Origin of the sequence: Amycolatopsis plumensis, from assembly GCF_042652605.1 — a bacterium.
In the GTDB taxonomy this organism is placed as follows: Bacteria; Actinomycetota; Actinomycetes; order Mycobacteriales; family Pseudonocardiaceae; genus Amycolatopsis; species Amycolatopsis plumensis.
Map to the genome: position 1 here is coordinate 5,899,926 of NZ_JBHSJY010000001.1, position 23,256 is coordinate 5,923,181.

Annotated in this window: 23 protein-coding genes; 8 read left to right on the forward strand and 15 right to left on the reverse strand. The window is 72.8% G+C overall.

From position 1 onward, the window contains the following. Positions 1 to 47 precede the first annotated feature (47 nt). From ACFPLC_RS28810 to ACFPLC_RS28820, 3 genes are all read right to left on the reverse strand, one after another. Positions 48 to 1,271 carry an HRDC domain-containing protein gene (locus ACFPLC_RS28810; protein ID WP_378207654.1) on the reverse strand — a complete coding sequence of 408 codons (1,224 nt, stop codon included), beginning with the start codon at positions 1,269 to 1,271 and terminating at the stop codon, positions 48 to 50. Positions 1,272 to 1,369: 98 nt separating this feature from the next. Next, positions 1,370 to 2,086, reverse strand: coding sequence for a response regulator (locus ACFPLC_RS28815; RefSeq protein ID WP_033261886.1), 717 nt, complete (start codon positions 2,084 to 2,086; stop codon positions 1,370 to 1,372). Between the two features lie 784 nt (positions 2,087 to 2,870). Next, complete coding sequence (locus ACFPLC_RS28820) at positions 2,871 to 3,434, reverse strand: DUF3000 domain-containing protein (RefSeq protein ID WP_191315740.1); 564 nt, start codon at positions 3,432 to 3,434, stop codon at positions 2,871 to 2,873. 88 nt (positions 3,435 to 3,522) lie between these two features. Between ACFPLC_RS28820 and hemE the strand changes: the two genes are divergently transcribed. From hemE to ACFPLC_RS28840, 4 genes are read left to right on the forward strand one after another with little or no spacing between them, the layout of a single operon-like run. Continuing rightward, a complete protein-coding gene (hemE, locus tag ACFPLC_RS28825) occupies positions 3,523 to 4,611 on the forward strand; it encodes a uroporphyrinogen decarboxylase (protein WP_378207644.1) in 1,089 nt (362 codons plus the stop codon). Further along, on the forward strand, positions 4,608 to 6,008 hold the full coding sequence (hemG, locus tag ACFPLC_RS28830) for a protoporphyrinogen oxidase (RefSeq protein WP_378235960.1): 1,401 nt from the start codon (positions 4,608 to 4,610) through the stop codon (positions 6,006 to 6,008). The genes hemE and hemG overlap by 4 nt, the downstream gene beginning before the upstream one ends. 56 nt (positions 6,009 to 6,064) lie before the next feature. Beyond that, complete coding sequence (hemQ, locus tag ACFPLC_RS28835; protein ID WP_191315743.1) at positions 6,065 to 6,757, forward strand: hydrogen peroxide-dependent heme synthase; 693 nt, start codon at positions 6,065 to 6,067, stop codon at positions 6,755 to 6,757. Beyond that, positions 6,757 to 8,097, forward strand: a complete 1,341-nt coding sequence (locus ACFPLC_RS28840) for a CoA transferase (protein WP_378207650.1) — start codon at positions 6,757 to 6,759, stop codon at positions 8,095 to 8,097. The genes hemQ and ACFPLC_RS28840 overlap by 1 nt, the downstream gene beginning before the upstream one ends. A 705-nt stretch (positions 8,098 to 8,802) precedes the next feature. Here the strand turns inward: ACFPLC_RS28840 and ACFPLC_RS28845 are convergent. The 8 genes from ACFPLC_RS28845 to ACFPLC_RS28880 all read right to left on the reverse strand — a co-directional run bounded on the left by ACFPLC_RS28845 (position 8,803) and on the right by ACFPLC_RS28880 (position 15,141). After that, a complete protein-coding gene (locus ACFPLC_RS28845) occupies positions 8,803 to 9,141 on the reverse strand; it encodes an SCO6045 C-terminal-like domain-containing protein (RefSeq protein ID WP_378205719.1) in 339 nt (112 codons plus the stop codon). Continuing rightward, positions 9,138 to 9,938, reverse strand: coding sequence for an MbnB/TglH/ChrH family RiPP precursor modification enzyme (locus tag ACFPLC_RS28850; RefSeq protein ID WP_378205722.1), 801 nt, complete (start codon positions 9,936 to 9,938; stop codon positions 9,138 to 9,140). Before ACFPLC_RS28850 ends, ACFPLC_RS28845 begins: the two co-directional genes overlap by 4 nt. After that, the gene (locus tag ACFPLC_RS28855; RefSeq protein ID WP_378205724.1) at positions 9,931 to 10,842 is read right to left on the reverse strand and encodes a TIGR04222 domain-containing membrane protein; all 912 of its coding nucleotides are present in this window, start codon (positions 10,840 to 10,842) and stop codon (positions 9,931 to 9,933) included. Before ACFPLC_RS28855 ends, ACFPLC_RS28850 begins: the two co-directional genes overlap by 8 nt. Positions 10,843 to 10,908: 66 nt before the next feature. Next, positions 10,909 to 11,811, reverse strand: a complete 903-nt coding sequence (locus ACFPLC_RS28860) for a TIGR04222 domain-containing membrane protein (RefSeq protein ID WP_378205727.1) — start codon at positions 11,809 to 11,811, stop codon at positions 10,909 to 10,911. 74 nt (positions 11,812 to 11,885) lie between these two features. Continuing rightward, complete coding sequence (msrB, locus tag ACFPLC_RS28865) at positions 11,886 to 12,308, reverse strand: peptide-methionine (R)-S-oxide reductase MsrB (RefSeq protein WP_191317304.1); 423 nt, start codon at positions 12,306 to 12,308, stop codon at positions 11,886 to 11,888. Between the two features lie 19 nt (positions 12,309 to 12,327). Next, entirely contained in the window at positions 12,328 to 12,633 is a 306-nt protein-coding gene (locus tag ACFPLC_RS28870; RefSeq protein WP_378205730.1) for a hypothetical protein, read from the reverse strand. Positions 12,634 to 12,686: 53 nt separating this feature from the next. Beyond that, positions 12,687 to 14,312, reverse strand: coding sequence for a serine/threonine-protein kinase (locus tag ACFPLC_RS28875; protein WP_378205733.1), 1,626 nt, complete (start codon positions 14,310 to 14,312; stop codon positions 12,687 to 12,689). A gap of 166 nt (positions 14,313 to 14,478) precedes the next feature. Beyond that, complete coding sequence (locus tag ACFPLC_RS28880) at positions 14,479 to 15,141, reverse strand: TVP38/TMEM64 family protein (RefSeq protein ID WP_378205736.1); 663 nt, start codon at positions 15,139 to 15,141, stop codon at positions 14,479 to 14,481. A 160-nt stretch (positions 15,142 to 15,301) separates the two neighbouring features. Between ACFPLC_RS28880 and ACFPLC_RS28885 the strand changes: the two genes are divergently transcribed. Continuing rightward, on the forward strand, positions 15,302 to 16,318 hold the full coding sequence (locus ACFPLC_RS28885; RefSeq protein WP_378205739.1) for a DNA polymerase domain-containing protein: 1,017 nt from the start codon (positions 15,302 to 15,304) through the stop codon (positions 16,316 to 16,318). A gap of 4 nt (positions 16,319 to 16,322) precedes the next feature. On the opposite strand, the gene ACFPLC_RS28890 is transcribed toward ACFPLC_RS28885, so the two are convergent. Then, positions 16,323 to 16,946 (reverse strand): hypothetical protein, encoded by a 624-nt coding sequence (locus ACFPLC_RS28890; RefSeq protein ID WP_378205742.1) that lies wholly within the window; start codon positions 16,944 to 16,946, stop codon positions 16,323 to 16,325. Positions 16,947 to 17,283: 337 nt separating this feature from the next. On the opposite strand from ACFPLC_RS28890, the gene ACFPLC_RS28895 reads away from it, so the two are divergent. Together ACFPLC_RS28895 and ACFPLC_RS28900 are read left to right on the forward strand one after the other, a co-directional pair. Then, on the forward strand, positions 17,284 to 17,676 hold the full coding sequence (locus tag ACFPLC_RS28895; protein WP_191316262.1) for a DUF6221 family protein: 393 nt from the start codon (positions 17,284 to 17,286) through the stop codon (positions 17,674 to 17,676). Between the two features lie 36 nt (positions 17,677 to 17,712). Next, positions 17,713 to 18,708 carry an LLM class flavin-dependent oxidoreductase gene (locus ACFPLC_RS28900; protein WP_378235961.1) on the forward strand — a complete coding sequence of 332 codons (996 nt, stop codon included), beginning with the start codon at positions 17,713 to 17,715 and terminating at the stop codon, positions 18,706 to 18,708. Between the two features lie 67 nt (positions 18,709 to 18,775). Here ACFPLC_RS28900 and ACFPLC_RS28905 read toward each other — a convergent pair whose 3' ends face one another. The 3 genes from ACFPLC_RS28905 to ACFPLC_RS28915 are packed head-to-tail and all read right to left on the reverse strand — an operon-like array spanning position 18,776 to position 21,508. Continuing rightward, complete coding sequence (locus ACFPLC_RS28905; protein ID WP_378205748.1) at positions 18,776 to 19,282, reverse strand: AAA family ATPase; 507 nt, start codon at positions 19,280 to 19,282, stop codon at positions 18,776 to 18,778. After that, complete coding sequence (locus ACFPLC_RS28910; RefSeq protein ID WP_378205751.1) at positions 19,279 to 19,935, reverse strand: maleylpyruvate isomerase N-terminal domain-containing protein; 657 nt, start codon at positions 19,933 to 19,935, stop codon at positions 19,279 to 19,281. The genes ACFPLC_RS28905 and ACFPLC_RS28910 overlap by 4 nt, the downstream gene beginning before the upstream one ends. 19 nt (positions 19,936 to 19,954) lie before the next feature. Further along, positions 19,955 to 21,508, reverse strand: coding sequence for a PucR family transcriptional regulator (locus ACFPLC_RS28915; RefSeq protein WP_378205754.1), 1,554 nt, complete (start codon positions 21,506 to 21,508; stop codon positions 19,955 to 19,957). Positions 21,509 to 21,626: 118 nt separating this feature from the next. Between ACFPLC_RS28915 and pruA the strand changes: the two genes are divergently transcribed. Further along, positions 21,627 to 23,255 (forward strand): L-glutamate gamma-semialdehyde dehydrogenase, encoded by a 1,629-nt coding sequence (gene pruA, locus ACFPLC_RS28920; protein WP_191316266.1) that lies wholly within the window; start codon positions 21,627 to 21,629, stop codon positions 23,253 to 23,255. Position 23,256: the final 1 nt, after the last annotated feature.

Below are 23,256 nucleotides of genomic sequence, written 5' to 3' on the forward strand. Positions count from 1 at the left end.
GCAACCGGCACCGGATCCGCGCTCGTTTCCAGGAGCCGCCTCGGTCCTCAGGACGCGGTGGCCTGCAGGGCCTTGCTCAGCGCCGCGACGGTCAGCTCGATCTGCCAGGGCCGCGCCCCGCCCGCGCGCAGGACCTCCGCCACCGCGTCCTCGTCCGTCTCCGCCGGCGGGCGCCAGCACGTGCGGCGGACCAGGTCCGGCAGCAGCAGGTTCTCCACCGGGAGCCGGCGGTCCTCCGCGATCGCCGTCAGCGCCGCGCGGGCCGCCGACAAGCGGGCCGCCGCGTCCGGGTCCTTGTCCGCCCAGCGGTTCACCGGGGGCGGGCCGTCCGTCGGCTGGGACGGCGACGGGAGCTCCGAAGCCGGCAGCGCCTTCGCCGCCTGCAGGTGACGCAGCCAGTTCGCCGTGTACTTGCGCTGGACGCGGCCGCTGAACACCGGCAGCGCCTGCAGCTCCTCGACCGTCTTCGGGTCGGCCGTGACGGCGTTGACGATGGCGCTGTCCGGCAGGATCCGGCTCGGGGCGCGGTCGCGCTTGCGGGCCAGCTCGTCGCGGGCCTGCCACAGCTCGCGGACCGCCGCCAGCCCCCGCGGGCTGCGGATCTTGTGCACCCCGGACGTCCGGCGCCACGGCTCGGCGCGCGGGGGCGGCGGCGGGGCCGTCCGCACGTTCTCGAACTCCTGCCGCGCCCACTCCAGCTTGCCCTGGGCGCCCAGCTCCGCTTCCAGCTTTTCGCGCAGCTGGACGAGCAGCTCGACGTCGAGGGCGGCGTAGTTCAGCCAGTCGACCGGCAGCGGCCGCTTCGACCAGTCGGCCGCACTGTGGCCCTTCTCGAGGGTGTACCCCAGCAGCAGCTCGACGAGCGTTCCCAGCGCGACGCGTTCGTAGCCCGCCAGCCGGCCGGCCAGCTCGGTGTCGAACAGTGCCGCCGGGCGCAGGCCCAGCTCGGCGAGGCAGGGGAGGTCCTGGGAGGCGGCGTGCAGCACCCACTCCAGGTCGTTGAGGACGTCGCGCAGCGGCTGGAGGTCGTCGGCCAGTGCGATCGGGTCGATCAGCACCGTGCCGGAACCCTCGCGGCGCAGCTGCACGAGGTAGGCCTTGGGCCAGTAGCGGTAGCCGGACGCGCGTTCGGTGTCGACGGCGACCGCGCCGGTGCCCGCCGCGAGCTTCGCGCAGGCGTCGGCCAGCGCGGCGGGGTCGGTGATCACCGGGGGCGTGCCCTCGGCGGGTTCGCGTAGCAGCACGGGGCCGCCCGTGGACTCGATCTCCATCCCGGTGTCCTCGGCCTCTGTGCTTCCCATGGTTGACGACCCTACGGGACGGGCATACCGCGCCTGGTCTGCCCGCCCCGCAGGGCTGTTCGCTTGCGTCAGCGGATCACGCCGGCTCGCATGGCCAGCGCCACCATCTGGGCCCGGTCGCCCGTGCCGAGCTTGCGCCCGATCCGGGACAGGTGGGACTTGACGGTGAGGGCGGAGAGCGAAAGCTCCTCGCCGATCTCCTTGTTGGACTGCCCGTCGGCGACCAGCTGGAGCACCTCCACCTCACGAGCGGACAGCTCGCGCGGGGTGTTGTCGGTGCCCGCGACGCGGGTCCCGGTGGCCAGCACCGGAGCCACGCTCGGGTCGGCGTAGACGCCGCCCTCGAGCACGCGCCGCACGCCGTCGGTCACCACGACCGGCGACGCGGACTTCAGCAGGTACGCCTGGGCCCCGGCCTGGAAGGCCGAGCGGACCGCGTACGGGTCGTCCGAGGATGCGAGGACCACCACGCGCGGCCAGCCGTGGCTACGGAGTTCCGTGACCAGCTCGATGCCGCTGCCGTCCGGCAGTCCGAGATCGAGGATCGCCAGGTCACAAGGCCCGGTGGCCTGTGCTCGCGCCCTCGCCTCGGCCACCGTGGCGGCTTCGTGGACGGTGCCCGCACCCATCTGTGCGAGTCTTGCTGCGATTGCCTCCCTCAACAGCGGGTGGTCATCGACCACCAGTACCGAAAAGAGCTCTTCCCGCGGGTGCGGAACCATGCTCGCCGGCAACGCGCCGGCTGGCGTGGATCGGACGGCCTGAGAAATGCCGACGGTAGCCACGTCACTACCTCCCTGGAGTCGGTCGTGCCCCCCGACCGGCACCGGGACCTTCGGCCGTTCAGCCGCGCCAGCTTTAGACCGAAAGTGGTGTCGTCGAAGGCACTGTAGCCGTCCTGAGGCCGTTGCGGGGGGATCGAATGGGTATCTATCTCAAACGAACAGTCACTCAGTGGGTTCGTAGTAACACGATCGGGCTAGTACACGGCCGGTTGCTAACGGATAGCCCAGCGAACACGATGCAAAGGAGTTACCGGCGCCCAAATGGCCGTGCAGATGAGGCGTGCAGCTTCCGGTGCGCCTAGTGACGAGGGGCCGGATGGGCTCCCCCGAGCCGTGGAATGTGGCTCCGGCCGGGGCGTGGATCAACTCCACCACGAGGCGCCGCGGGCGCCTGTCCGAGCCACGAACTGTGACTGTCCGTGTCCGTTCGGGAGTGATCGCGGCAGCCGGACCAGTGTTTTGATCTTGTCGCGGTGCGTGACCGGCCGGGGTCACGAACGAGGAGACGTGAAACGGCCTCACGGACCCGAGCGGCCTTTCGTCGGTCCCAGGTGGTCCTCCGGGCTGTTCCGGGCCTCTGGCGGCCACTCAGGGCTCGATAGCCAGGTGAACGGCGTTCAGCGGACGTGAATTTTGCTCACATCCGTACAAGCCGAGGTCCCGGAACGCCCGCGCGCGGGCCGTCGTTGCCGATTCGTTGCCGAAGATTGCCCAGACAGCCGCTCGCCCTCGTGAGTGGTAAGGCGGGTTAGAACCCGCCTTACCACTCACGAGGGGCGTGGGGTCAGGAGCCTTGGCGTTGTTCGAAGAGGGTCACGCCGACCGGCGGCAGGCCGACGACGCTTGCCATCACCTGGCAGAAGGCCTGCCCGTGGGGCAGCAGGCCCGCGTCCGTCGGCGTCCACGACGCCCGCAGCTCCAGGTCGTCGGTCCGGGCCGGCCCGGAGATGTCGCCGAAGCGGGCCGACGACGTCTCCGTCACCGTGCCGCCGAGGGCCGTCCAGCTCGCGCCGGACACCTCCAGCGCGTCGGTGAGCCACGACCAGCCGACCGCCGGCAGGAACGGGTCGGTCGCCAGTTCCCGGTCGAGCTCCGCGCGCACGTACATGACGAGGCGCAGCACGCCGTCCCAGCCGTCCTGGCCGTCCGGGTCGTGCAGCAGGACCAGCCGTCCCGAGGCGAGCACGTCGGCGGGCCCGGACACCTCGCAGCTGACCGCGTACGACCACGGCGCGAGCCGCTGCGGAGCGCGCATCGGCTCCAGCAGCACCTCCCGGCGGGGCCGGACGGACTGCAGCGCCGCGACTGCTTCGCGGAAGAGTTCGGGCACTGGCGTCATCGCGGTCACGCTTCGACTTTAGGGCGGGCACGGCCCGTTGCGGGCGCAGGCGCGCCGAGGGAACGGCCTGCTCGGGCTCGTGGCACGATTGACGGCGATGTCTCAGACCACGCCCCTGCCGCGCCAGTCCGCCCCGTCCGGCCGCCGCGAGCTGCCCGAAGCCCCGTTCCTGGCCGCCGCGCGCGGCGAACGCCCGGCCCGCACGCCCGTCTGGTTCATGCGCCAGGCCGGCCGCTCGCTGCCCGAGTACCGCGCGCTGCGCGAGGGCGTGCCGATGCTCGACGCCTGCTTCGACCCGGAAATGCTCGCCGAGATCACGCTGCAGCCGGTGCGTCGCCACGGCGTCGACGCGGCGATCCTCTTCAGCGACATCGTGGTGCCGCTGAAGGCGGCCGGGGTGGACATCGACATCGTGCCCGGCACCGGCCCGGTGGCCGCCGCGCCGGTGCGCGACCTCGCCGCCGTGAAGGCGCTGCCGGAGCTCGAGCCCGAGCAGGTCTCGAAGGTCGCCGACGGCGTCCGGCTGCTGGTCGAGCGGCTCGGCGAGACCCCGCTGATCGGCTTCGCGGGTGCGCCGTTCACGCTGGCCAGCTACCTCATCGAGGGCGGCCCGAGCCGCAACCACGAGCACACCAAGGCGCTCATGCACTCCGAGCCCGAGCTGTGGCACCAGCTGGCCGGTCGGCTGGCCGACGTCGCCCTGACGTTCCTGCGCGCCCAGCTCGACGCCGGCGTCGACGCGGTCCAGCTGTTCGACTCCTGGGCCGGCGCGCTGTCCGAGCGGGACTACCGCGAGTTCGTCCTGCCGCACTCGGCGAAGGTCCTCGCCGGTGTCGCGGACCACGGCGTGCCGCGGATCCACTTCGGCGTCGGCACCGGCGAGCTGCTGGCCGCGATGCGCGACGCGGGCGCCGACGTCGTCGGCGTCGACTGGCGGATCCCCCTCGACGAAGCCGTGCGGCGCCTGGGCCACAGTGGGCGTGCACCCGAGAAAATCGCTGTGCAGGGCAACCTGGACCCGGCGCTGCTGCACGCCTCCTGGCCGGTGCTCGAGGCCGAGGTCCGCCGGATCGTCGAAGAGGGCAAGGCGGCCGACGGCCACATCTTCAACCTCGGCCACGGCGTGCTGCCCGGTGTCGACCCCGACGTGCTGACCCGGGTGGTCGGGCTGGTGCACGAGCTGTGAAGCGCGTCGCGGTCGTCGGCGGCGGTGTCTCCGGGCTGACCGCGGCGTACCGGCTGCGGCGGCTGCTCGGGGCGGACGCCGGGATCACCGTCTTCGAGAAGACGACGGCGCCGGGCGGGAAGCTCCGCACCGCCGAGCTCGCCGGGGTGCCCTACGACGTCGGCGCCGAGGCGTTCCTCGTCCGCCGCCCCGAGATGCTCGCGCTGGTCCGCGAACTCGGGCTCGACGTCGTGCATCCCACGAAAGCCCGCGCGAAGATCCACGCGGGCGGCGCCGTCACCGGCCTGCCGCCCGGCACGGTGATGGGTGTTCCGGCGTCCGCGGAGTCGGTGGCCGGGGTGCTTTCCGAGGCGGGGCGGCAGGCCGTCGAGGCCGAGCCGTCGCTGCCCGAGCTGCGGCTGCCCGGCGGGGACGTGCCGCTGGGGCCGCTGCTGCGCGAGCGCTTCGGCGACGAGCTGGTGGATCGGCTGGTCGACCCGCTGCTCGGCGGCGTCTACGCGGGCGGGGCCGACGGCCTCGGCCTGCGCGCGACCATGCCCGGCCTGGCCGCCGCGCTGGCGTCCGGCGCGGGCTCGCTGACCGCGGCGGCCGCCGCCCAGCTGCCGGCGAACCCGTCGGCGGCGCCGGTCTTCGGCACCGTCCCGGGTGGCCTCGGCGCGGTGATCGACCGGCTCACCACGGCGTCCGGCGCCGAGCTGCGGACCGGCCTGCCGGTGTGCGAGATCGGACGGCACGGCACCGGCTGGCGGCTGCGCATCGGCGCGGCGCCGACCGCGCACGCGCCGGCGGACAACACCTTCGAAGCCGACGCGGTGGTGCTCGCCGTGCCCGCGCCCTCGGCCCGCCGGCTCCTGGCCGACCTCGTCCCGGCCGCTTCGGCGGCCTTCGGCGAGGTCGAACTGGCGTCGATGGCCGTGGTCGCGCTGGCGCTGCCGCCCGGCACCGCGCTGCCCGAGGCGTCGGGGATCCTGATCGGCGCCGGCGAAAGCGACGCTTCGGGCAAGCCGTACGCGTCGAAGGCGTTCACGTTCTCTTCGCGCAAGTGGGCGCACTACGGCACCGGACCGGTCCTGGTCCGCGGCTCGGTCGGCCGGTTCGGCGAGCCGGGTGCGCTGCAGTTCGACGACGTCGAGCTGGTCCGCGTGGTCCGCGACGACCTCGCCCGGCTGACGGGGGTGACGGCGGCGCCGGTGGAGACGCTGGTGACGCGGTGGGGCGGCGGGCTGCCGCAGTACGGCACCGGGCACCTGGAGCGGGTCGAGCGGATCGAGAAGGCCGTGGCGGCGGTGCCGGGCCTGGCGATCGCCGGGGCGACCCTGCACGGCGTCGGGCTGCCGGCCTGCGTGGCCACCGCGGAAGCGGCGGCCCAGCGGATCGCGGCCCACCTCACCGCGTGAGTGCTCTCACCTGACCCGTGGCGGCAGCTCGTCCGCCGCGGTGACAGGATGGACCCATGGCGCGGGTCAACTACAACGAGCTCAACGACACCATCCGCTACACCACCTGGTCGGTCTTCCGGATCGAGCCGGGCAGGCTGGGCGAGGACCGCGGGACCGCCGGCCGCGAGACCGCGGAGTACCTGGACGGCCTGGAGGCCAAGGGCGTCACCGTCCGCGGTGTCTACGACCTCTCCGCGCTGCGCGCCGACGCCGATTTCATGATCTGGTGGCACGCCGAGGAGATCGAGCAGGTCCAGGCCGCCTACGCCGGGTTCCGCCGGACGCCGCTCGGCCGCGCGTCGACGCCGGTCTGGAGCCAGACCGCGCTGCACCGGCCCGCCGAGTTCAACAAGAGCCACATCCCGGCCTTCCTGGCCGGCGAAGAGGCGCGCAAGTACATCTGCGTCTACCCGTTCGTGCGGTCCTACGAGTGGTACCTGCTGCCGGACGCCGACCGCCGCAAGATGCTCGCCGACCACGGCAAGGAAGCCCGCGACTACCCGGACGTCCGCGCGAACACCGTCGCGTCGTTCGCGCTGGGCGACTACGAGTGGATCCTCGCCTTCGAGGCCGACGAGCTGCACCGGATCGTCGACCTCATGCGGCACCTGCGCGGCACCGAGGCGCGGCTGCACGTGCGCGAAGAGATCCCGTTCTACACCGGCACCCGCGTGCCGCCCGCCGAGCTCGTCGCGGCGCTTCCCTAGTGCGCGACATCGTTTCGGGTGTCTGGGACGCCCTTACGGAGTCTTCGCCGGGACCCTTCGAGCTGACCGGCACCGAGGACGTCCTGCCGGGCCCGTACCGGGTGGCGGCGGCGGCCACCGCGTCGATCGCGGCGGCGACCCTGGCGGCCGCGGAGATGCTCCGGGTGCGGGACATCGAGCCGGGCGTGGTCACGGCGGACACGCGGCACGCGGCGGCGGCGTTCCGGAGCGAGCAGCTGCTGCGCGTGGACGGCGTCGGCGCGGAGTCCGTCTGGGCACCGCTGTCGGGCGACTACCGAGCGGCCGACGGCTGGGTGCGCCTGCACTGCAACTACCCGCGTCACGAAGCGGCGGTGTGCTGGGGACTGGGCGTGCCGGGGGCGCGCGAGGCCGTCGAGAAGGCGGTCGCCGGGCGTCCGGCGCGCGAGGTGGAGCACGCCGTGGTCACCGCCGGCGGAGCGGCCGCCGAGCTGCGGTCGCCGTCGGACTGGGCGGCGCATCCGCAGGGCGCGGCGGTGGTGTCGTTGCCGCTGGTCTCGCTTTCGCCGATCGCGGACGCGCCGAAGCGGACGTTGTTTTACTCGGACCGGCCGCTGGGCGGCATCCGGGTCCTGGAGCTGACCCACGTGCTGGCGGGCCCGGTGGCCGGCCGGGTGCTGGCGGCGCACGGGGCGGACGTCCTGCACATCGGGGCGGCGCACCTGCCGCGGGTCGAGGCACTGGTGCGCGACACGAACCAGGGCAAGCGTTCGGCGTTCGTGGCGCTGGACACCGAGGGCGGGCGCGCGCGGCTGAAGAAGCTGATCAGCCGGGCCGACGTGCTGGTGCAGTCGTTCCGGCCGGGGGCGCTGGAGCGCATTGGTTTCGGGCCTGAGGAGCTGGCTTCGCTGCGGCCGGGGCTGGTGATCGCGGACCTGAGCGCGTACGGCTGGGAGGGCCCGTGGGCTCGGCGGCGGGGGTTCGACAGCCTGGTGCAGATGTCGAGCGGTTTGGCTTTCGGCTCGGATGAGCCGTCGCCGTTGCCGGTCCAGGCTCTGGACCATGCGACCGGCTGGCTCACGGCGGCGGCGGTGATGACCGCCCTGCGTCGGCAGGTGACCGATGGTGGGACGTGGCGGGCGCGGCTTTCTCTGGCGGGGACTGGCCACTGGCTGGATTCCTTGGGACGCAAGGATCCTGCGGCTGTCGACGTTGACTTCGGGGATTTGCTGGAGGAAGTGGACAGCGGGTATGGCCGGTTGACTCGGGTCCGGATGGCGGGCGGGTTGCCGGGTGCGGAGCCTTATTGGGAGTTCGGGACTCGGGTGCCGGGTGTCGACAAACCGACCTGGACGCCTTGACGCTGGACCCGGTTGCCGGGGCTGGGGGTTGGTTCTGACGCGGGACCTGGTTGTCGGGACTTGGGGTCCTTCCTGACTCAGGCCCGTCCTCCCTGGGCGCCGGTCCGGTGGTCATCTGCCGGGGCGTCCGATGAAAGCTCTGGTCAGAGCTCGGTTTCCACACCTCGCCGCCCCCGACACAGGACCCGCCCTCCCTCTGGGGGCCGGTCCCAGTTCCAGTCTACCGGTGGTGGCCGACGAAATTGCTGGTCAGAGGCTGGTTGTCCACACCGTGGGGAGATTGTGGGTGACCGGCAGTTGCGGCCGTGGGGACCAGCCGTTGGCAACTCGCCTTGGCCTGCCGGTGGCTCGGGTGCCCGCCACCCCGAAGCCGCGATTGTGACTACGGCCGGCAGTACCGCGTCAAGGCGGGAAAGCGTGCCTTGACCCGGCACTGCCGGCCGTGTGCTGGCTTCGGATCGGGGTGGCGGGGGAGGTCTGGGTGGGGTGCAGGTTCGGCGTGAGCGTCCCGTTCGCGCCGGGTGAGGCACCCGAGAGGCGTCCCACCCCTCCGACACAGAACCCGCCCACCCCAGGGGGCCGGGCCCAGTTCCAGTCTACCGGCGGCCGCCGATAAAACCGCTGCTCAGAGCCTGGTTGTCCACACCCCGCCAAGCTTGTGGACGACCAGCAGCCTCAGCCGCGAGCGACCAACCGAACCCCGGCTCACCGACGCCGCAAGCGGTCTACCAACCGGCGCTTCGGCTTCGGCAAATGCCCACCCTCGATCAGCCAAGCCGCAAACTCGTCGGCATACGCCCCCGACCGCTCCGCCGCCTTCTTCGGCCGCCCGGCGCTGAACTCCGCGAACAGCGGTCCGTACCGCTCGCCCAGTGCCTCCGCCAGCTCAGGTCGCTGGTAGGCCAGCACCCGGCCGTGCTTCCGCCGCAGCACGGTCGCCTCCACCCGCAACCGGGCCGGGTCGAAGCCCGCCGGTGCCGGGCCGTCGGCGAGCAATGCGTGCAGCAGCTGTGCCTGGCGCGCGGCCAGGTCCTCCCGGCTCACGTCGTCACCGCCGCCCGCAGCGCCGAAAGCTCCGCCGCCAGCTCGGCGTCCGTCGGGTAGTCGTCGTCGCGCTCCAGCAGCACGCCCGGTGGGTCGGTGCGGCGGCGCAACTCCGTCAACAACGCCAGCACCTCCGGCAGCACCGGGTGCGCGTGCGTGTCGTGGTAGACGCCGTCGCGCTCGATGCCGCCCGCCATGTGGACGTACGCCAGCCTCTCCCAGGGGATGCCGTCCAGGAACGCCACCGGGTCCGTGCCGATGTTGCGCGCGTTGGCGTACAGGTTCGCCACGTCGATGATCAGCCGGCAGTCCGTCCGCTCGGTCAGCTCGGTGAGGAACTGCTCCTCGGTCAGCTCGGCGTCCGGCCAGTCGAGCACCGCGGCGATGTTCTCCAGCGCCAGCGGCACGTCCACGATGGACTGGGCCAGCCGGACGTTCGCCACCAGCACGTCCAGGGCCTCCCGGGTGCGGGGGAGGGGCGTCAGGTGGCCCGAGTCGAGCCCGCCCGCGCGCACGAAGCACACGTGGTCGCTGACCAGCGGCGCGTCCAGGGCCCGCGCGATCTCCGCGAGGTGCTGGACGCGGCCGGTGTCCAGGGGTTCGGCGCCGCCGAGGGACAGCGAGACCGCGTGCGGCAGCACCGGCAGGCCCCGCTTGCGCAGCGCCACCAGCGTCTCCGGCAGGTGGTCGGCGTGCAGGTTCTCGGCCACGACCTCGACCCAGTCCACGCCCGGCAGCCGCGCGATGGACAGGTCGAGCTCGTGCCGCCAGCCGATCCCGATCCCGAGCTCACCCACCGCAACCCCCGCCGCCGCACGACGAACCGCACGAAGACCCGCTGCTGCACGACGAACTCGAGCACGACGAGCCGCTGCTGCACGACGATCCGGACGAGCCCCCGCCCCCGTAGGACGTCACCGGTGGCGTCAGCGCCGCGCTGATCTCCTCGTCCGGGTACATCGCCCAGCCGCCCAGCGCGACCGCGGCCGCCGCCCCGCCGAGCAGGACGCCGCCCGCCAGCATCCCGGCCGGGACCGGTCCACTCGCCGCCGCCCGGGCCTGGCCGAGCACGCGGTGCCCCGCGGCCGACGGCTGCCGGGCGCCCGTCTTCGACCGGCGGACCGCCGCCACGATCGCCAGCACCGCCGCGACGATCACCAGGAAGACCAGGATCCCGACCGGACGGCCGAGGGAGATGCCGTTGACCAGCCGGACCACGCCGACGGCCAGCACGGCCAGCTGCAGGAGGAGCCCGAACGTCCGCGCCTGCCGCTTGGCGGCCGCCGACGCCAGCAGCCCGCGCCACTCGAGCCCCTCCTCCAGGGCCCGCATCGCCGCGGAGCCGCGGACGGACGCCCGGATCGTCGCGGTCGTCTTCAGGTGCGCCACGTCGTAGACCGCCTGCTCCAGCGGCTCGGCCGGCCGTGCCGCGGTCCGGCTGATCTGCTGGTGGCTGTTGACGCGCAGCTGCCCGCGCTCGACCAGGGCCGCGATCGCCGCGTCGACGGCCCGGTCGGGGCCGCCGGCGAGGAAGGCGAGCTGGTAGACGGTCGGCGGCGGGCCGGGCGCGACGGCGTCCGCCCGCATCGCCCGGCTGTTCACGATCCCGGACACGACGACCCTGACGAGCAGGACGGCGCCGAGCAACGCGATGTACAGGACCACGAAATCCGGTCCGGAGATGCCCCACGGGTCGGTCATCGCCCGTCTCCCCTCAGTGTGTCGCGGTTACCGTAGCTGTGAGACGCACGCGCGCGCGTCGGCGTTTCAACCGCCGCAGCCCCCGCCGCCACCGCCGCCGCAGCCCCCACCCCCGCCACCGCAGGAGCTGCTGCCCCCGCTGCACGAGCTGCCACCCCAGTAGCCGACGGCGGTGCCGCCGCCGGCGCCCGCGAACCGGGCCCGGCGCCGGGTCCGCGCGGCCGCCTGCTGCGTGGCGCGGCTGACGGCCAGCCGGACGTCCTTCTCGGGGTGCCCCTCGAAGCCGCCCGCCGCGACCGCCCCGGCGGGGCCCGTGACGAGGGTGCCGGCGCGGCGCGCCTCGGCGGCCGCCGCCCGTCCGGCCGCGGTGGCCTTGACCGCCGGTGCGTTCCGGGCCTTGACCGTCACGACGATCGCCGCGGCCACCCCGGCCGCGAGCAGGGCGAGCAGGTAGCCCACCGGGTGCCCGGTGCTCGCCCCGGCGATCAGCCGGACCACGCCGAAGACCACCAGGAGCCAGTACGCCACCGCGGCGAACACCCAGGTCGAGCGCACCTTCCGCGCGTCGGCGAGCAGGCCCCGGCCGATCAGCCCGGCTTCCAGCTCCCGCATCGCGGGGTGGTCGGCGACCGTCGCCCGGACCCGGTCGATCGAAGTGCCGTGCTTGCCGACCTTCAGCAGGGCCGCGCGGCCCAGGTCGTCGGACGCCGAGCCCTTGACGCGCGAAAGCCTGCCGGTGCCGTCGAGCCGGACGACCTGCTGCTCCAGCAGGCGCGCGACGACGAATTCCGCCGCCCGCGCCCGCCCGCCGGTCAGCAGCGCGAGCTGTTCGCCCCGCTCGGGCGCGCCGCCGGCGCGGCCCCGCCCGAGCAGCACGCGGCCGATCAGCAAGGCCAGCGCCGGCAGGAGCAGCAGGCCCCCGTAGAGCCCCGCGAACACCGGTCCGGGAACACCCCAGGTGTCGGTCATGAGTCCGCCCTCCCTCGTCCGTGTGCGGAGACTACGTTCGAGGAAGGGCGGCGGGTTGTCGGCTTAAGGGAGATTTAGGACTCGGGCACCAGCTTGAGCGAGATCGAGTTGATGCAGTAGCGCTGGTCGGTCGGGGTCGGGTAGCCCTCGCCCTCGAAGACGTGCCCGAGGTGGCTGTGGCAGGAGCCGCAGAGGACCTCGATCCGCTTCATGCCCATGGTGCGGTCTTCGCGCAACAGCACCGCGTCGGAGTCGGCCGGGTCGTAGAACGACGGCCAGCCGCAGTGGCTCTCGAACTTCGTGTCGCTGCGGAACAGCTCGGCACCGCAGGCGCGGCACTCGTAGACGCCGGTGGTCTTGGTGTCGGTGTACTCACCGGTGAACGGCCGTTCGGTCCCCGCCTGGCGGAGCACGGCGTACTCGTCGGGGCTGAGCTGCGCCCGCCATTCCTGCTCGGACTTCACGACGCGCGGGGTCGCGCCGACAACGGGTTTCATACCTTTCACCCGATCCACGTTACGCCGCGAGCCAGGCGAGGGCGTGCACCACGATGTCCCATGCGGCCACGATCACGCCGAGCACGATGAGGACCACGATCAGGGCGGACACCCAGTAGCGCAGCCCGCCGAGCCGGTTGCTGGAGTCGGCGAAGTCGGCCACGCCGTCGAGGGCCGCTTCGATGGTGAAGTTGGGGCCGCACCGTTCGATGCGGTCGAGGTGCTCGGCGAACGCGCGCGCCTCCGGGTCGTACGGGTCCAGGCCGACCAGGTCCTCGTGGAAGCGAGGATTCTGGCCCGGCAGCGCAGCTCCGTCGTCGGCCATGCCACCACGGTAGGCCATCCGGCCCGCTCAGCCCACCGGACGCGCGTTACGTCTCACTGGTTCGCGATGGCAGGCGCATCGAGCCTGGTGTTGCTGTCGATCAGCATTTGCCCACCGACCATCACGATGTGGTACGGCCGGCGAACACCGTTCAGGTCCATCGAAAGGTTCAGCGAACCGTCGCTGCCAGGGCTGCCCTCGGCACGCGCCTGCTTGTAGCCCTTGATGTTGCCCGCTTGCTCCGCCCAGTACGACTGGTAGTCCTGCTGCGAGCCGTAAACGGCCTGCGCCGCGGGGGTCAGCAGGTTCCAGCCGTTCTCGGGGTTGGGGTAGAAGTTGTCGGTGAGCAGCCTGCCGGCGGAACCGTAATCGGAGATCTTGCCCTCGGACGGGGTCTTCCCCAGGTCGGCGGGCGCGGCCGACTTGCTCGGGGTGCTGGGCTTGGTCGAGCTGTGGCCCGTGGTCGGCTGGTTGCCCGGCGTCTGGGCGGTCTGGTTGCCACCCGAACCGCCGTTGCCGGAGTTCAGGACCAGGAACACGATGACCGCGACCACCACGACGGCCGCGCCGGCCCCGGCGAACAGCGCGTACTTGCGCTTGTTGTCCGGCTTCGCGGCGGCCTGCGAGTACTGGGGCGCCCTGGCCGACGGCGCGGCCGCGGGCATCGGTCTGGGCGGGGTGTTCGGCGGCGCGTCCGGGGACCGCATCGGCATGAACGCCGCGGTGGGGCGCGGCGGGTTCGACGGTGCCTTGTTCGCGGCCTTGTTCGCCGGCACCGGCGTGCCGACCGGCGGCGACGACGGCGCCGCGCCTGCCGTGCGCTGCCACGGCGGCCGCTCGCCGTCGTTCGCGGAGGCGGGGCCCGCGGGCTTGCGGCCCGCGCCGCCGGAGAGCAGCGGCGGCGACGCCGTCATGCCACCCGGCTCGGTGCGGGCCAGCGCGGCCAGCCGCTCACGGGCCTCGGCCATGCTCGGCCGCTCGCCCGGCTCGCTGCGCAGCAGGCTCATCAGCAGCGCGGTGGCCCCGCCCGCCTGCACCGGCGGGTTGATCTGGCCGTTCGCCGCCGCGTAGAGCAGCGCGAGCTGGTTGGTCGTGTTGCCGTACGGCGTGGTGCCCTCGATCGCCTGGTAGAGGGTCGCGCCGAGGGCGAAGACGTCGGAGCTGGGCACCGGGTCGGCGCCGCGGGCCAGCTCGGGCGCCAGATACGCGGGCGTGCCGCCGATCAGGCCGGTGGCGGTCAGCGTCATGTCGCCGGCCGCGCGGGAGATGCCGAAGTCGGTGATCTTCGCCGTGCCGGTCTGGTCGATGAGGATGTTGCCCGGCTTGACGTCGCGGTGCACGATCCCGGCGCGGTGGGCGGCCACCAGCGCGGACGCGACCTGCTCGCCGATCCGGGCGACCCGCCCGAGCGGGAGGGTGCCCTCCTCGGCGAGGATCGTGGAGAGGCTGGGCCCGTCGAGGTACTCCATCACCAGGCACGGATCGCCGTTGTGCTCGGCGATGTCGAACACGACGATGGCGTTCGGGTGCTGGAACCGGGCCGCGTTCTTCGCCTCGCGCATCGCGCGCTGGCGCATGTTGTCGCGTTCGGTCTCGGAGACACCCGGCTGCGGGAGGATCTGCTTGATCGCGACGGTGCGTTCGAGGCGCACGTCGGTGGCGCGCCACACGACACCCATGGCACCGCTACCAATGTGCTCGACGAGGCGGTAGTGCCCCGCGATCAGCTGACCGGTGTCGATGGCGACTGCTCCTGACGAAATTCCCGGTGGTGGTGGCCCTGCTCAGCGCGTTACCGCTTCGCGCACCCGATCGAGTGTAGCGGGCGGGCCTGTGCTGTTCTCGTCAGCCAGCCGGTGCGGCGGGCTGCGGTTCGGCCGGTGCCCGCTTCTTGAACACCTTGACCAGCCCGATCGCTCCGGCCAGCGCGAACACGCCGTAACAGGCGAGCAGCGCGGGCGGCGTGTCGCCGGTCAGGGCGTCGCCGAGGACGACCACGGCGACCGTGCCGGGCACGCTCCCGAGCAGCGTACCGGCCAGGTACGGGGCGAGCCGCACCGAGGACACCCCGCAGAGGTAGCTGAAGGGCGCGAACGGCACCACCGGGATCAGCCGCAGCGACGTGACGGCGAGGACGCCGCCGCCGGACAGGCGGTCGTCGACCGTTTTCACCGCGGACCGGTGCAGGTGCCGGGTGACCAGGTCGCGGCCGAGCAGGCGGGCCAGCCCGAAGGAGAGACCGGCCGCGACGGTGGTGGCGACCAGGCCGATCGCGATCCCGGCCGCGGTGCCGACGAGCAGGCCGGCGGCGAGGTTGAACACCGTCCGCGGGATGGGCACCACGGTGAGCAGCGAGTACGCGACGAACAGCACGAGCGGGGTGGCGGGGCCGGTGGCGGCGGCCCAGGCCCGCAGTTCGGCCGGACCGGGGATCGGCAGCAGCACCGCGGCCGCCGCGAAGACGGCGAGCACGGCGAGCGCGACGATCAGCTTGGTGCGGCCGGACACCGTTCGAGCCTACCGGCCGTGCCGACCTGCTTCCGGGGCCGGTCCGGGCGCAGTGAATGACTCATTCCTGGCGCCGGACGCAGTGAATGAGTCATTCACGGCATCCGGGTGGGCGGTTTCGCGGGCGCCGCGGAGACGCGATCACCGCTAGCGTGGCCGCATGCCCAAGCACGGAGACCCGGTGGAGTACGAGGTGGGCGGGCGCACGGTCCGCGTCTCGAGCCCGGACAAGGTGTACTTCCCCCAGCGCGGCATCACGAAGCGGCAGGTGGTCGAGCACTACATCACGGTCGGCGGGCCGCTGCTGCGCGCGATCGGCGAGCGCCCGACGACGCTGAAGCGCTACGTCGACGGCGTCGAGGGCGACTGGTTCTACGCCAAGCGCGTGCCGAGGGGCGCGCCTTCGTGGGTCGACACCGCCGAGATCACGTTCCCGTCGGGCCGCAAGGCGGACGAGGTGTGCCCGACCGAGCCGGCGGTGTTCGCGTGGGCGGCCAACCTGGGCACGTTCGACTTCCACCCGTGGCCGGTCCGCCGCCCGGACGTCGACCACCCGGACGAGCTCCGGATCGACGTCGACCCGCCGGACCGGGCGGGCTTCGCGGACGCGGTCGAGGTGGCCATGGTGGTCCGCGAGGTCCTGGCGGACGCGGGCCTGACGGGCTGGCCGAAGACCTCGGGCGGCCGCGGGGTGCACGTGCTGGTCAGGATCCGGCCGGAGTGGGACTTCGTGGCGGTCCGCCACGCGGTGATCGCGCTGGGCCGCGAAGTGGAGCGCCGCCTCCCGGCCAAGGCGACGATCTCCTGGTGGAAGGAGGAGCGCGGCGGCCGGGTGTTCCTCGACTACAACCAGGCGGCCCGCGACCGCACGGTGGCCTCGGCGTGGTCGGTCCGCGGCACCCCGCGCGCGACGGTGTCGACCCCGCTGACGTGGGACCTGCTGGGCGAGGTGGACGCGGACGACTTCGACGTGCTGACGATCCCGGCGTTCCTGAAGGAGCACGGGGACCTGCACGCGGGGATGGACGAGGAAGCGTTCGGCCTGGAGACGGCGCTGGAGTGGTACGAGCGGGACCTGCGTGACCACGGGCTGGGGGATCTGCCGTACCCGCCGGACTACCCGAAGATGCCGGGGGAGCCGAAGCGGGTTCAGCCGAGCAAGGCCCGTCCCGGGTGAGACTTCATGGCTTGCGGCAACTGACCGCCGTCACGGTCGCCTTCGGAACGACCTTGGTGCTCTTGGTGGTCATGATCGTGCGATCGACGCGGTAGGAGGTGCCGCCTTGGGCGTAGGCGGTCTCGATGAGGTCGCCGGACTCGTCGCCCGAGATGCTGTAGGTGATGTCGCACTCCCAGAGCAGGGTGCTCGCGCCGAGGAAGCTGAGCTTCGGCTCGACGACCACGTTGCACCCCGCCGAACCGAAGCACTGCTTGGACTGAACGGCCAGGTCGACCGAGTAGTCCTTTGCCGTGGGCTCGGGCAGGAGCGGCTCCGTCGTGGTCGGAACGGCGAACGCGGGGACCGACGGACTGGTGGTGGCGGGCGCGGCGGCATCACGCGGCCGGGCGGCGCCGTCGGCGGAGATCCACGTGCCGCCGGGGCCGACGCACGGGGCGTGCTGTGACTTGTCCTGGCAGGGACTGGTCGAGACCTTGCTGTACGCGAGCGCCAGCACGACGCCGCCCGCCAAGGCGGGCAGCACGGCCAGCGCGCCCACCACCCACGGCCACTTCCTGCGCCGGCGTTGCGGGGCGACCGGCGGGAAGTACGGCATCTGCGGGCCGGGTGAAGCCGGAACGGACATGACCACCTCCGTAACTGTGCTGCGGGGACAGACGCGGCGGCGAAACCCGGCGTTACGGAGCGACACGAACGAGATCGTCATCCGGCACGAACTGTAATCACGGCCACAGCAGTGGCGGTCATCACCGGATCTCCCGATAGCTGGGAAATGGTCCTCCTCCAAAGGAACCAACCGGAACGCCGAGTGATCACGCAAGCGCCCGCTGTCGCCTTTCGGGTCACAAAAGTTGCACGGCCGATCACGATGTCACGATCTTGGTCTCCGACGGCGTAACGTGCGGTCCCGAATCGACGACTCCCCGGACCATCGGGGAGCGGGTTCGAGGAAGGAGGCCGTCGTGGACGACCTGATCGCTTTCCTCGCGGCGCGCGTGGGCGCGCGGCAGGCGTTGATCATGCAGGCCGTCAACAAGGCGAAGGCCGGCGAGGCGATGAACCGCGGCGAGACCAAGGTCGCCGTGGAGCAGAAGATCCGCGGGCTCACCGACCTGGAGCTCGACGTGGTCAACCAGATGATCAACGAGATCGAGGCGACCCGGCGGATCCTGCTCGCCCACCGCACCACGGTGTCGGAGAAGGTGCCCGGTTTTCCGCTCTACGGCAGCGAATACTGGTGTGACACCTGCCACGTGCCCGCCGACGAGGCCGGCTCCAACTGGTGCCTCACGCTGCGCCTGCTGGCCCTGCCCTACGCCGACCACCCGGAGTACAGCGAGCGCTGGCGGCCCTGACGGGAATCCCGCCGGACGCCGGGCGTTGCACCCGGCGTGAGGTTTTCCGTGCTCGACCGCTCGCCCGTGCGGCGCGATCGCGGGCCCGCGCAGGCGCTGCGGGACACCGTCGCCTTCGCCGCCGGCATCGAACGGCTGGGCTACCACCGGTTCTGGGTGTCCGAACACCACGGCGTGCCGGGCGTCGCCGGGTCCGCGCCGACCGTGCTGGCCGCCGCCGTCGCCGGGGCGACGGCGCGGATCCGGGTCGGCACCGGGGGCGTGATGCTGCCGAACCACCGGCCGCTGGTCGTCGCCGAGCAGTTCGGCGTCCTGGAAGCGCTTCACCCCGGCCGGATCGACATGGGGCTCGGCCGGTCCGTCGGCTTCACCGGCGGCGTCCGATCGGCGCTGGGGCACGGCAAAGAGGCCGCCGACGACTTCGGCGCGCAGGTCCGCGAGCTGCTCGGGTTCTTCACCGGGGAACACGCCTACCCCGGCGTGCACGCCTACCCCGCCGAGGGGCTGCGCGTGCCGCCGTTCCTGCTGGCCACCGGCTCCGGCGCGGACCTCGCCGCGGAACTCGGGCTGCCGCTGGTGATCGCGCCGGTGCGTGGTGAACGGGCGCTGGCCGACGCCGTGACGCGCTACCGGGACGGGTTTCAGCCGTCCGAGTGGGCCCGCGAGCCGTACGTGGTGGTCTCGACGGCGATCGCGGTGGCGGACTCGGCGGCGGACGCGCGCCGCCTGCTCGTCTCGGAGGCCTGGGCCACGGTGTATTCGCGCTCCCACGGCGTCTTCCCGCCGCTGGACCTGCCCGGCGCCGTCCTCGCCGCGCCGATGACCGAGCGCGAGCGTGGGCGGCTCGAGGAGACTTTGGACAGTCAGATCTGGGGGACGCCCTCCGATGTCGAGGACCGGCTGGGTCGGTTGGCCGCGGTCACGGGCGCCGACGAAATCCTCGCGACGACCGCCGCGTACGACCAATCCGCGCGGCTGGATTCTTTCGCCGCGCTGGCCGAGCTGGCGGGATTGCGCGTTGCCGTGTCGTGAATTGTCGTCCCGGTGTCGGGTAATCGTGTCGGTTATTGAATGCCGGACAGCTCGAACACCCCGTCGGTCAATTGCGGATGCGTCCGGCAATCCCGCGCGCCACTTCGGCCGGCGTCCGCCCGTCCGTGGGCACCAGCGTCGCCGACCGGCGCAGCCACGGCAGGGCGTCGCCGTAGCGGTCGACGTGGTCGAGCCGCCACTGCCGGGCCACGGTGTCGGCCGACTCTTCGATCCGGCGGCGCAGCTCGGCCGGCTCGGCGTGCAGCACGAAGTGGGCGACGGGGGCGCCGCGCTCGGCCAGGCCGTCGAAGATTTCCCGCGCGTACGCCTCCACCAGGAGGGTCTGGGGGACGACGAGCGTGCCGGCGTGTTCGTGCACGCGAGCCGTGTTCTCGACGACGAGCGGCCGCCACAGCGGCAGGTGCTGGAAGTCCCCCTGGTGCTCCGGGAACGCCGTGCGCAGCAGGTAGCCGACGAACTCGGTATCGAACGTGCGGGCGCCCAGCAGGCCCGCCAGCTCGGCCGCGGTCGTCGTCTTGCCCGCGCCGAACGTGCCGTTCAGCCAGACGATCACCCGAGCACCAGCGGCAGCCGCGCGGCCAGGTCGCCCAGCGCCGCCGTCTCGGCCTCCGTTGCCGCCCGCCGACCGGTCCCCACCAGCAGGACGTCGGCGTCCGAGAACGACGCCGGGAACTCCGCTCCCGCGATCTTCTCCAGCATCACCCGCGCTCGCGCCAACCCTTCCGCCGGCGGCCCCGCCACCGAGGACACGTGCGCCACCAGATCCAAGTGGTGCAGCGTCCACTCCAGCACGTACGCCGACAGGTAGTCGCCCGCGGTCAGGACCATCTCCTGCGTCGACACCCGCTCGCCCGGGTCCACCAGGTCCGCCGCGCGGCCCGCCGCCGCGCCCACGTCGTCCAGGTGGAACTTCAGCAGCTCCGGGTCTTCGTACGCCGCTGCCAGGCGGACGATCAGCGCCGAGAGCGGGTCTTCGCCCGAAGGGAGCGCGGAAGACACCGCCCAGTACGTGATCGCGTCGTGCGTCAACGCCGAGGACGCCGGCGTCGCGAGGGTGATCAGCACGTCCTGCGCGTCGATCACCAGGTGGCACACCAGGTCCCGGACCAGCCACCCGCGGCAGCCCGAGGGCCGGGAAAACTCCGCCGGGGGAAGGGAAGCGACCGCGGCGCGCAACGCCGCCCACGTGCGCGAGAAGAGATCCACGCGCGCGAAGCTAGCAGCTTCACAACCGCAACTGCAGCTGAGTTAGCAGCCGCTGCGCCGGGTCGTCGAAGTCGACTCCGGACACCTCGGCCGCCCGCCGGACGCGATACCGCACCGTGTTCGGGTGGATGTTCAGCACCCGGGCCGCCGCCCTGACGTCGCCGAATGCGTTCAACCAGGCCAGGACCGCCGGGACCAGGATGCCGCCGTGCTCGGTGTCGTGCTCCACGAGCGAAACCAGCCGCGGGTCGCGGATGCGCGGCTGCGAGCCCAGATAGGCCAGCACCTCCGACAGCAGCACCTCGGCGCGGACGTCGGCCAGCGAGGCGACGTCCGCCGCCCAGCGGCCGCGGGTCATCGCCGCCAGGACGCGGTCCGCGTCGCCGCGGGAGGCCGCCGCCTCCGACAGCCGGGGGACCACGCCGCCGAGGGCCGCGCGGACCGGGACGTCCAGGTGACGGCGGGCCGTCGCGGTGATTTCGCGGGCCAGCGCCAGCACCGCCGCGTCGGAGTGCTCGGGCAGGTCCGGCAGCAGCGCGTAGACGCGGCCGCCGATCACGCTCACCAGCGCGCTGCGCCGGTAGGCCGCCGTGTGGACGGCGATCAGGTGCACCAGCTCGGCCCGCCGGAGCTGCCGGTTGTCCGAACGCTCCAGCGAGAACGCCAGCACCTGCGCCGGCCGCGCCGGGTCGGCGCCGATGTCGTCGGCGACGGACTCCGCGTCGAGCCGCCCTTCCAGCAGGCTCGCCAGGAGGTCTTCGCGCAGCCGTAGCTCCGGGCTCGGCAGCGTGCGCGCCCGGATCAGCTGCGGCGCCAGGGTGCGGCTCGCCCCGAGCAGCGCCGTCTCGGCCCGTTCGGTGAGCGGCTGCGCGCCCTCCTGGACCCAGATCGTGCCGAGCGGCTGCTGGCCCGCGTGGATGCCGGCCGCGATCCGCCGCCGGATGCCCAGCTCGGGCCGCTCGTCGATCCGGACGATCCCTTCCCCGGCGCGCAGCCGCTGGTAGACGCCCCATTCGCGGAGCATCGCGAGGTAGCGCTCCGGGCCTTCGCGGCCGAGGATCGACAGCCGGCGCAGCTCGTCGACCTCGTCGCCCGCCCGCGAATACGCCAGCACGCGGTTCGCCGTGTCCTCGATGCTGACCAGGCCGCCGGTGAGCGTCGCGATCGTCTGGGCCAGCGCGAACAGGTCGCCGAGCACCTCGCCGCTGGCCGCCTCGCCGCCCGCGCGGGCCGCCTCGACGACGCCGCGGGCCAGCGCTTCCACCTGTTCCCAGCGCGCCTCCGCGCCGACGGTGAGCAGCGCGACGCCCGCGTCGGCGGCGACGTCCGCACCGGTCGCGCCCTTGACCGCCACCGCGGCCGCCCCGCCGCGCCCGGCCGCGCGGATGGCCGGCGCCGCCGCCCGGCCGCGCGCGCCGATCACCAGGACCAGGTCACCGGGGGAGGCCTCCAGGGGGTCCTCGGGGTCGAGGATCACGACGTCGGTGACGTCGACGCCGAGGCCGCGCGGCGCCACGACGACCTCGACGAGCGGCTCGCCGAGGGTCGCCAGGACATGGCGCAGCGACGTCACGAGAGCCTTATTCGATCGGCCAAGATCATACGGGCGATTTTAGCCGATCGGACAAGCCGTCGGAGCGTGTCCGGAGTTACCGTTCGGGGCATCTGGACTAGAGAGCAGAGGAGCCGCCGTGGACGCCGTGACCCAGACCCCCGCCCCGACGAACGAGCCGGTGCTGACCTACGCACCCGGCAGCGCCGAGCGCGCCGAGCTCGAGGGTGCGCTGCGTGAGCTGGGCCAGGCGGAACCGGTCGACCTGACCGTCACCATCGGCGGCGAGCAGCGCCCCGGCGGCGGCGAGAAGATCGACGTCGTCCAGCCGCACAACCACAAGCACGTGCTGGGCACCATCCACAGCGCCACCCAGCAGGACGCGACCGACGCCATCGCGGCCGCCGCGAAGGCCGCGCCGGAGTGGCGCGCGCTGTCCTACGACGACCGCGCCGCCATCCTGCTGCGCGCCGCCGACCTGCTCACCGGCAAGTGGCGGGCCACGCTCAACGCGGCCACCATGCTCGGCCAGTCGAAGACCGCGACCCAGGCCGAGATCGACTCCGCCTGCGAGCTCGCCGACTTCTGGCGCTTCAACGTCGAGTTCGGCCGCCGCATCCTCGCCGAGCAGCCGATCAGCTCGCCGGGCGTGTGGAACCGGATGGAGCACCGGCCCCTGGAAGGGTTCGTCTACGCGATCACGCCGTTCAACTTCACCGCGATCGCCGGCAACCTGCCGACCGCGCCCGCGCTGATGGGCAACACCGTGCTGTGGAAGCCGTCGCCGACGCAGTCGTTCGCCGCCCACCTCACCATGCGGCTGCTCGAAGAGGCGGGCATGCCGCCGGGCGTGATCAACCTGCTGCCGGGCGACGGCAAGGCCGTCTCCGAGGTCGCCCTGACCCACCGCGATCTGGCCGGCATCCACTTCACCGGCTCGACCGCCACGTTCCAGCACCTGTGGGGCACGGTCGGCGCGAACATCGCGGGCTACCGCGGCTACCCGCGGCTGGTCGGCGAGACCGGCGGCAAGGACTTCGTGCTCGCGCACGCCTCCGCCGACATCGACGTCCTGCGCACGGCGCTGGTCCGCGGCGCCTTCGAATACCAGGGCCAGAAGTGCTCCGCCGCTTCGCGCGCGTACATCCCGCGCAGCGTCTGGAACGAGCTGAAGGACGGCCTGGTCGCCGAGACCGAGGCGCTGACCTACGGCGACGTCACCGACCTGTCGCACTTCGGCGGCGCGGTGATCGACCGGCGCGCGTTCACGAAGCACTCCGACCTGTTCGACCGCGTGCGGGGCGACGCCTCGGTGGAGATCCTCACCGGCGGCACGGCCGACGACAGCGTCGGCTACTTCGTGCAGCCGACGATCCTCGTCTCGGACAACCCGAAGCACGAGATCTTCTCGACCGAGTACTTCGGCCCGATCCTCTCGGTGCACGTCTACGAGGACGGCGGCTTCGACGACGTCCTGAAGCTGATCGACTCCTCCGCGGCCTACGCGCTGACCGGCGCGGTCATCGCGAACGACCGCACCGCCGTCGCGAAGGCGTCCGAGGCGCTGAAGTTCTCGGCGGGCAACTTCTACGTCAACGACAAGCCGACCGGCGCCGTCGTCGGCCAGCAGCCGTTCGGCGGCGCGCGGGCCTCGGGCACCAACGACAAGGCCGGCTCGATCTTCAACCTGCTCCGCTGGACGAGCCCCCGCTCGGTCAAGGAGACGTTCGTGCCGCCGACCAGCGTCCGTTACCCGCACCAGGGCTGAG

What these genes read in the sequence shown, in the direction of transcription:
- ACFPLC_RS28810 (WP_378207654.1), bottom strand. Translation starts at nt 1,271, where the DNA reads ATGGAGATCGAGTCCACGGGCGGCCCCGTGCTGCTACGCGAACCCGCC.
- ACFPLC_RS28890 (WP_378205742.1), bottom strand. Translation starts at nt 16,946, where the DNA reads ATGTCCGTTCCGGCTTCACCCGGCCCGCAGATGCCGTACTTCCCGCCG.
- msrB (WP_191317304.1), bottom strand. Translation starts at nt 12,308, where the DNA reads ATGAAACCCGTTGTCGGCGCGACCCCGCGCGTCGTGAAGTCCGAGCAG.
- ACFPLC_RS28870 (WP_378205730.1), bottom strand. Translation starts at nt 12,633, where the DNA reads ATGGCCGACGACGGAGCTGCGCTGCCGGGCCAGAATCCTCGCTTCCAC.
- ACFPLC_RS28860 (WP_378205727.1), bottom strand. Translation starts at nt 11,811, where the DNA reads ATGACCGACACCTGGGGTGTTCCCGGACCGGTGTTCGCGGGGCTCTAC.
- hemQ (WP_191315743.1), top strand. Translation starts at nt 6,065, where the DNA reads ATGGCGCGGGTCAACTACAACGAGCTCAACGACACCATCCGCTACACC.
- ACFPLC_RS28855 (WP_378205724.1), bottom strand. Translation starts at nt 10,842, where the DNA reads ATGACCGACCCGTGGGGCATCTCCGGACCGGATTTCGTGGTCCTGTAC.
- hemE (WP_378207644.1), top strand. Translation starts at nt 3,523, where the DNA reads ATGTCTCAGACCACGCCCCTGCCGCGCCAGTCCGCCCCGTCCGGCCGC.
- ACFPLC_RS28885 (WP_378205739.1), top strand. Translation starts at nt 15,302, where the DNA reads ATGCCCAAGCACGGAGACCCGGTGGAGTACGAGGTGGGCGGGCGCACG.
- ACFPLC_RS28875 (WP_378205733.1), bottom strand. Translation starts at nt 14,312, where the DNA reads ATGGGTGTCGTGTGGCGCGCCACCGACGTGCGCCTCGAACGCACCGTC.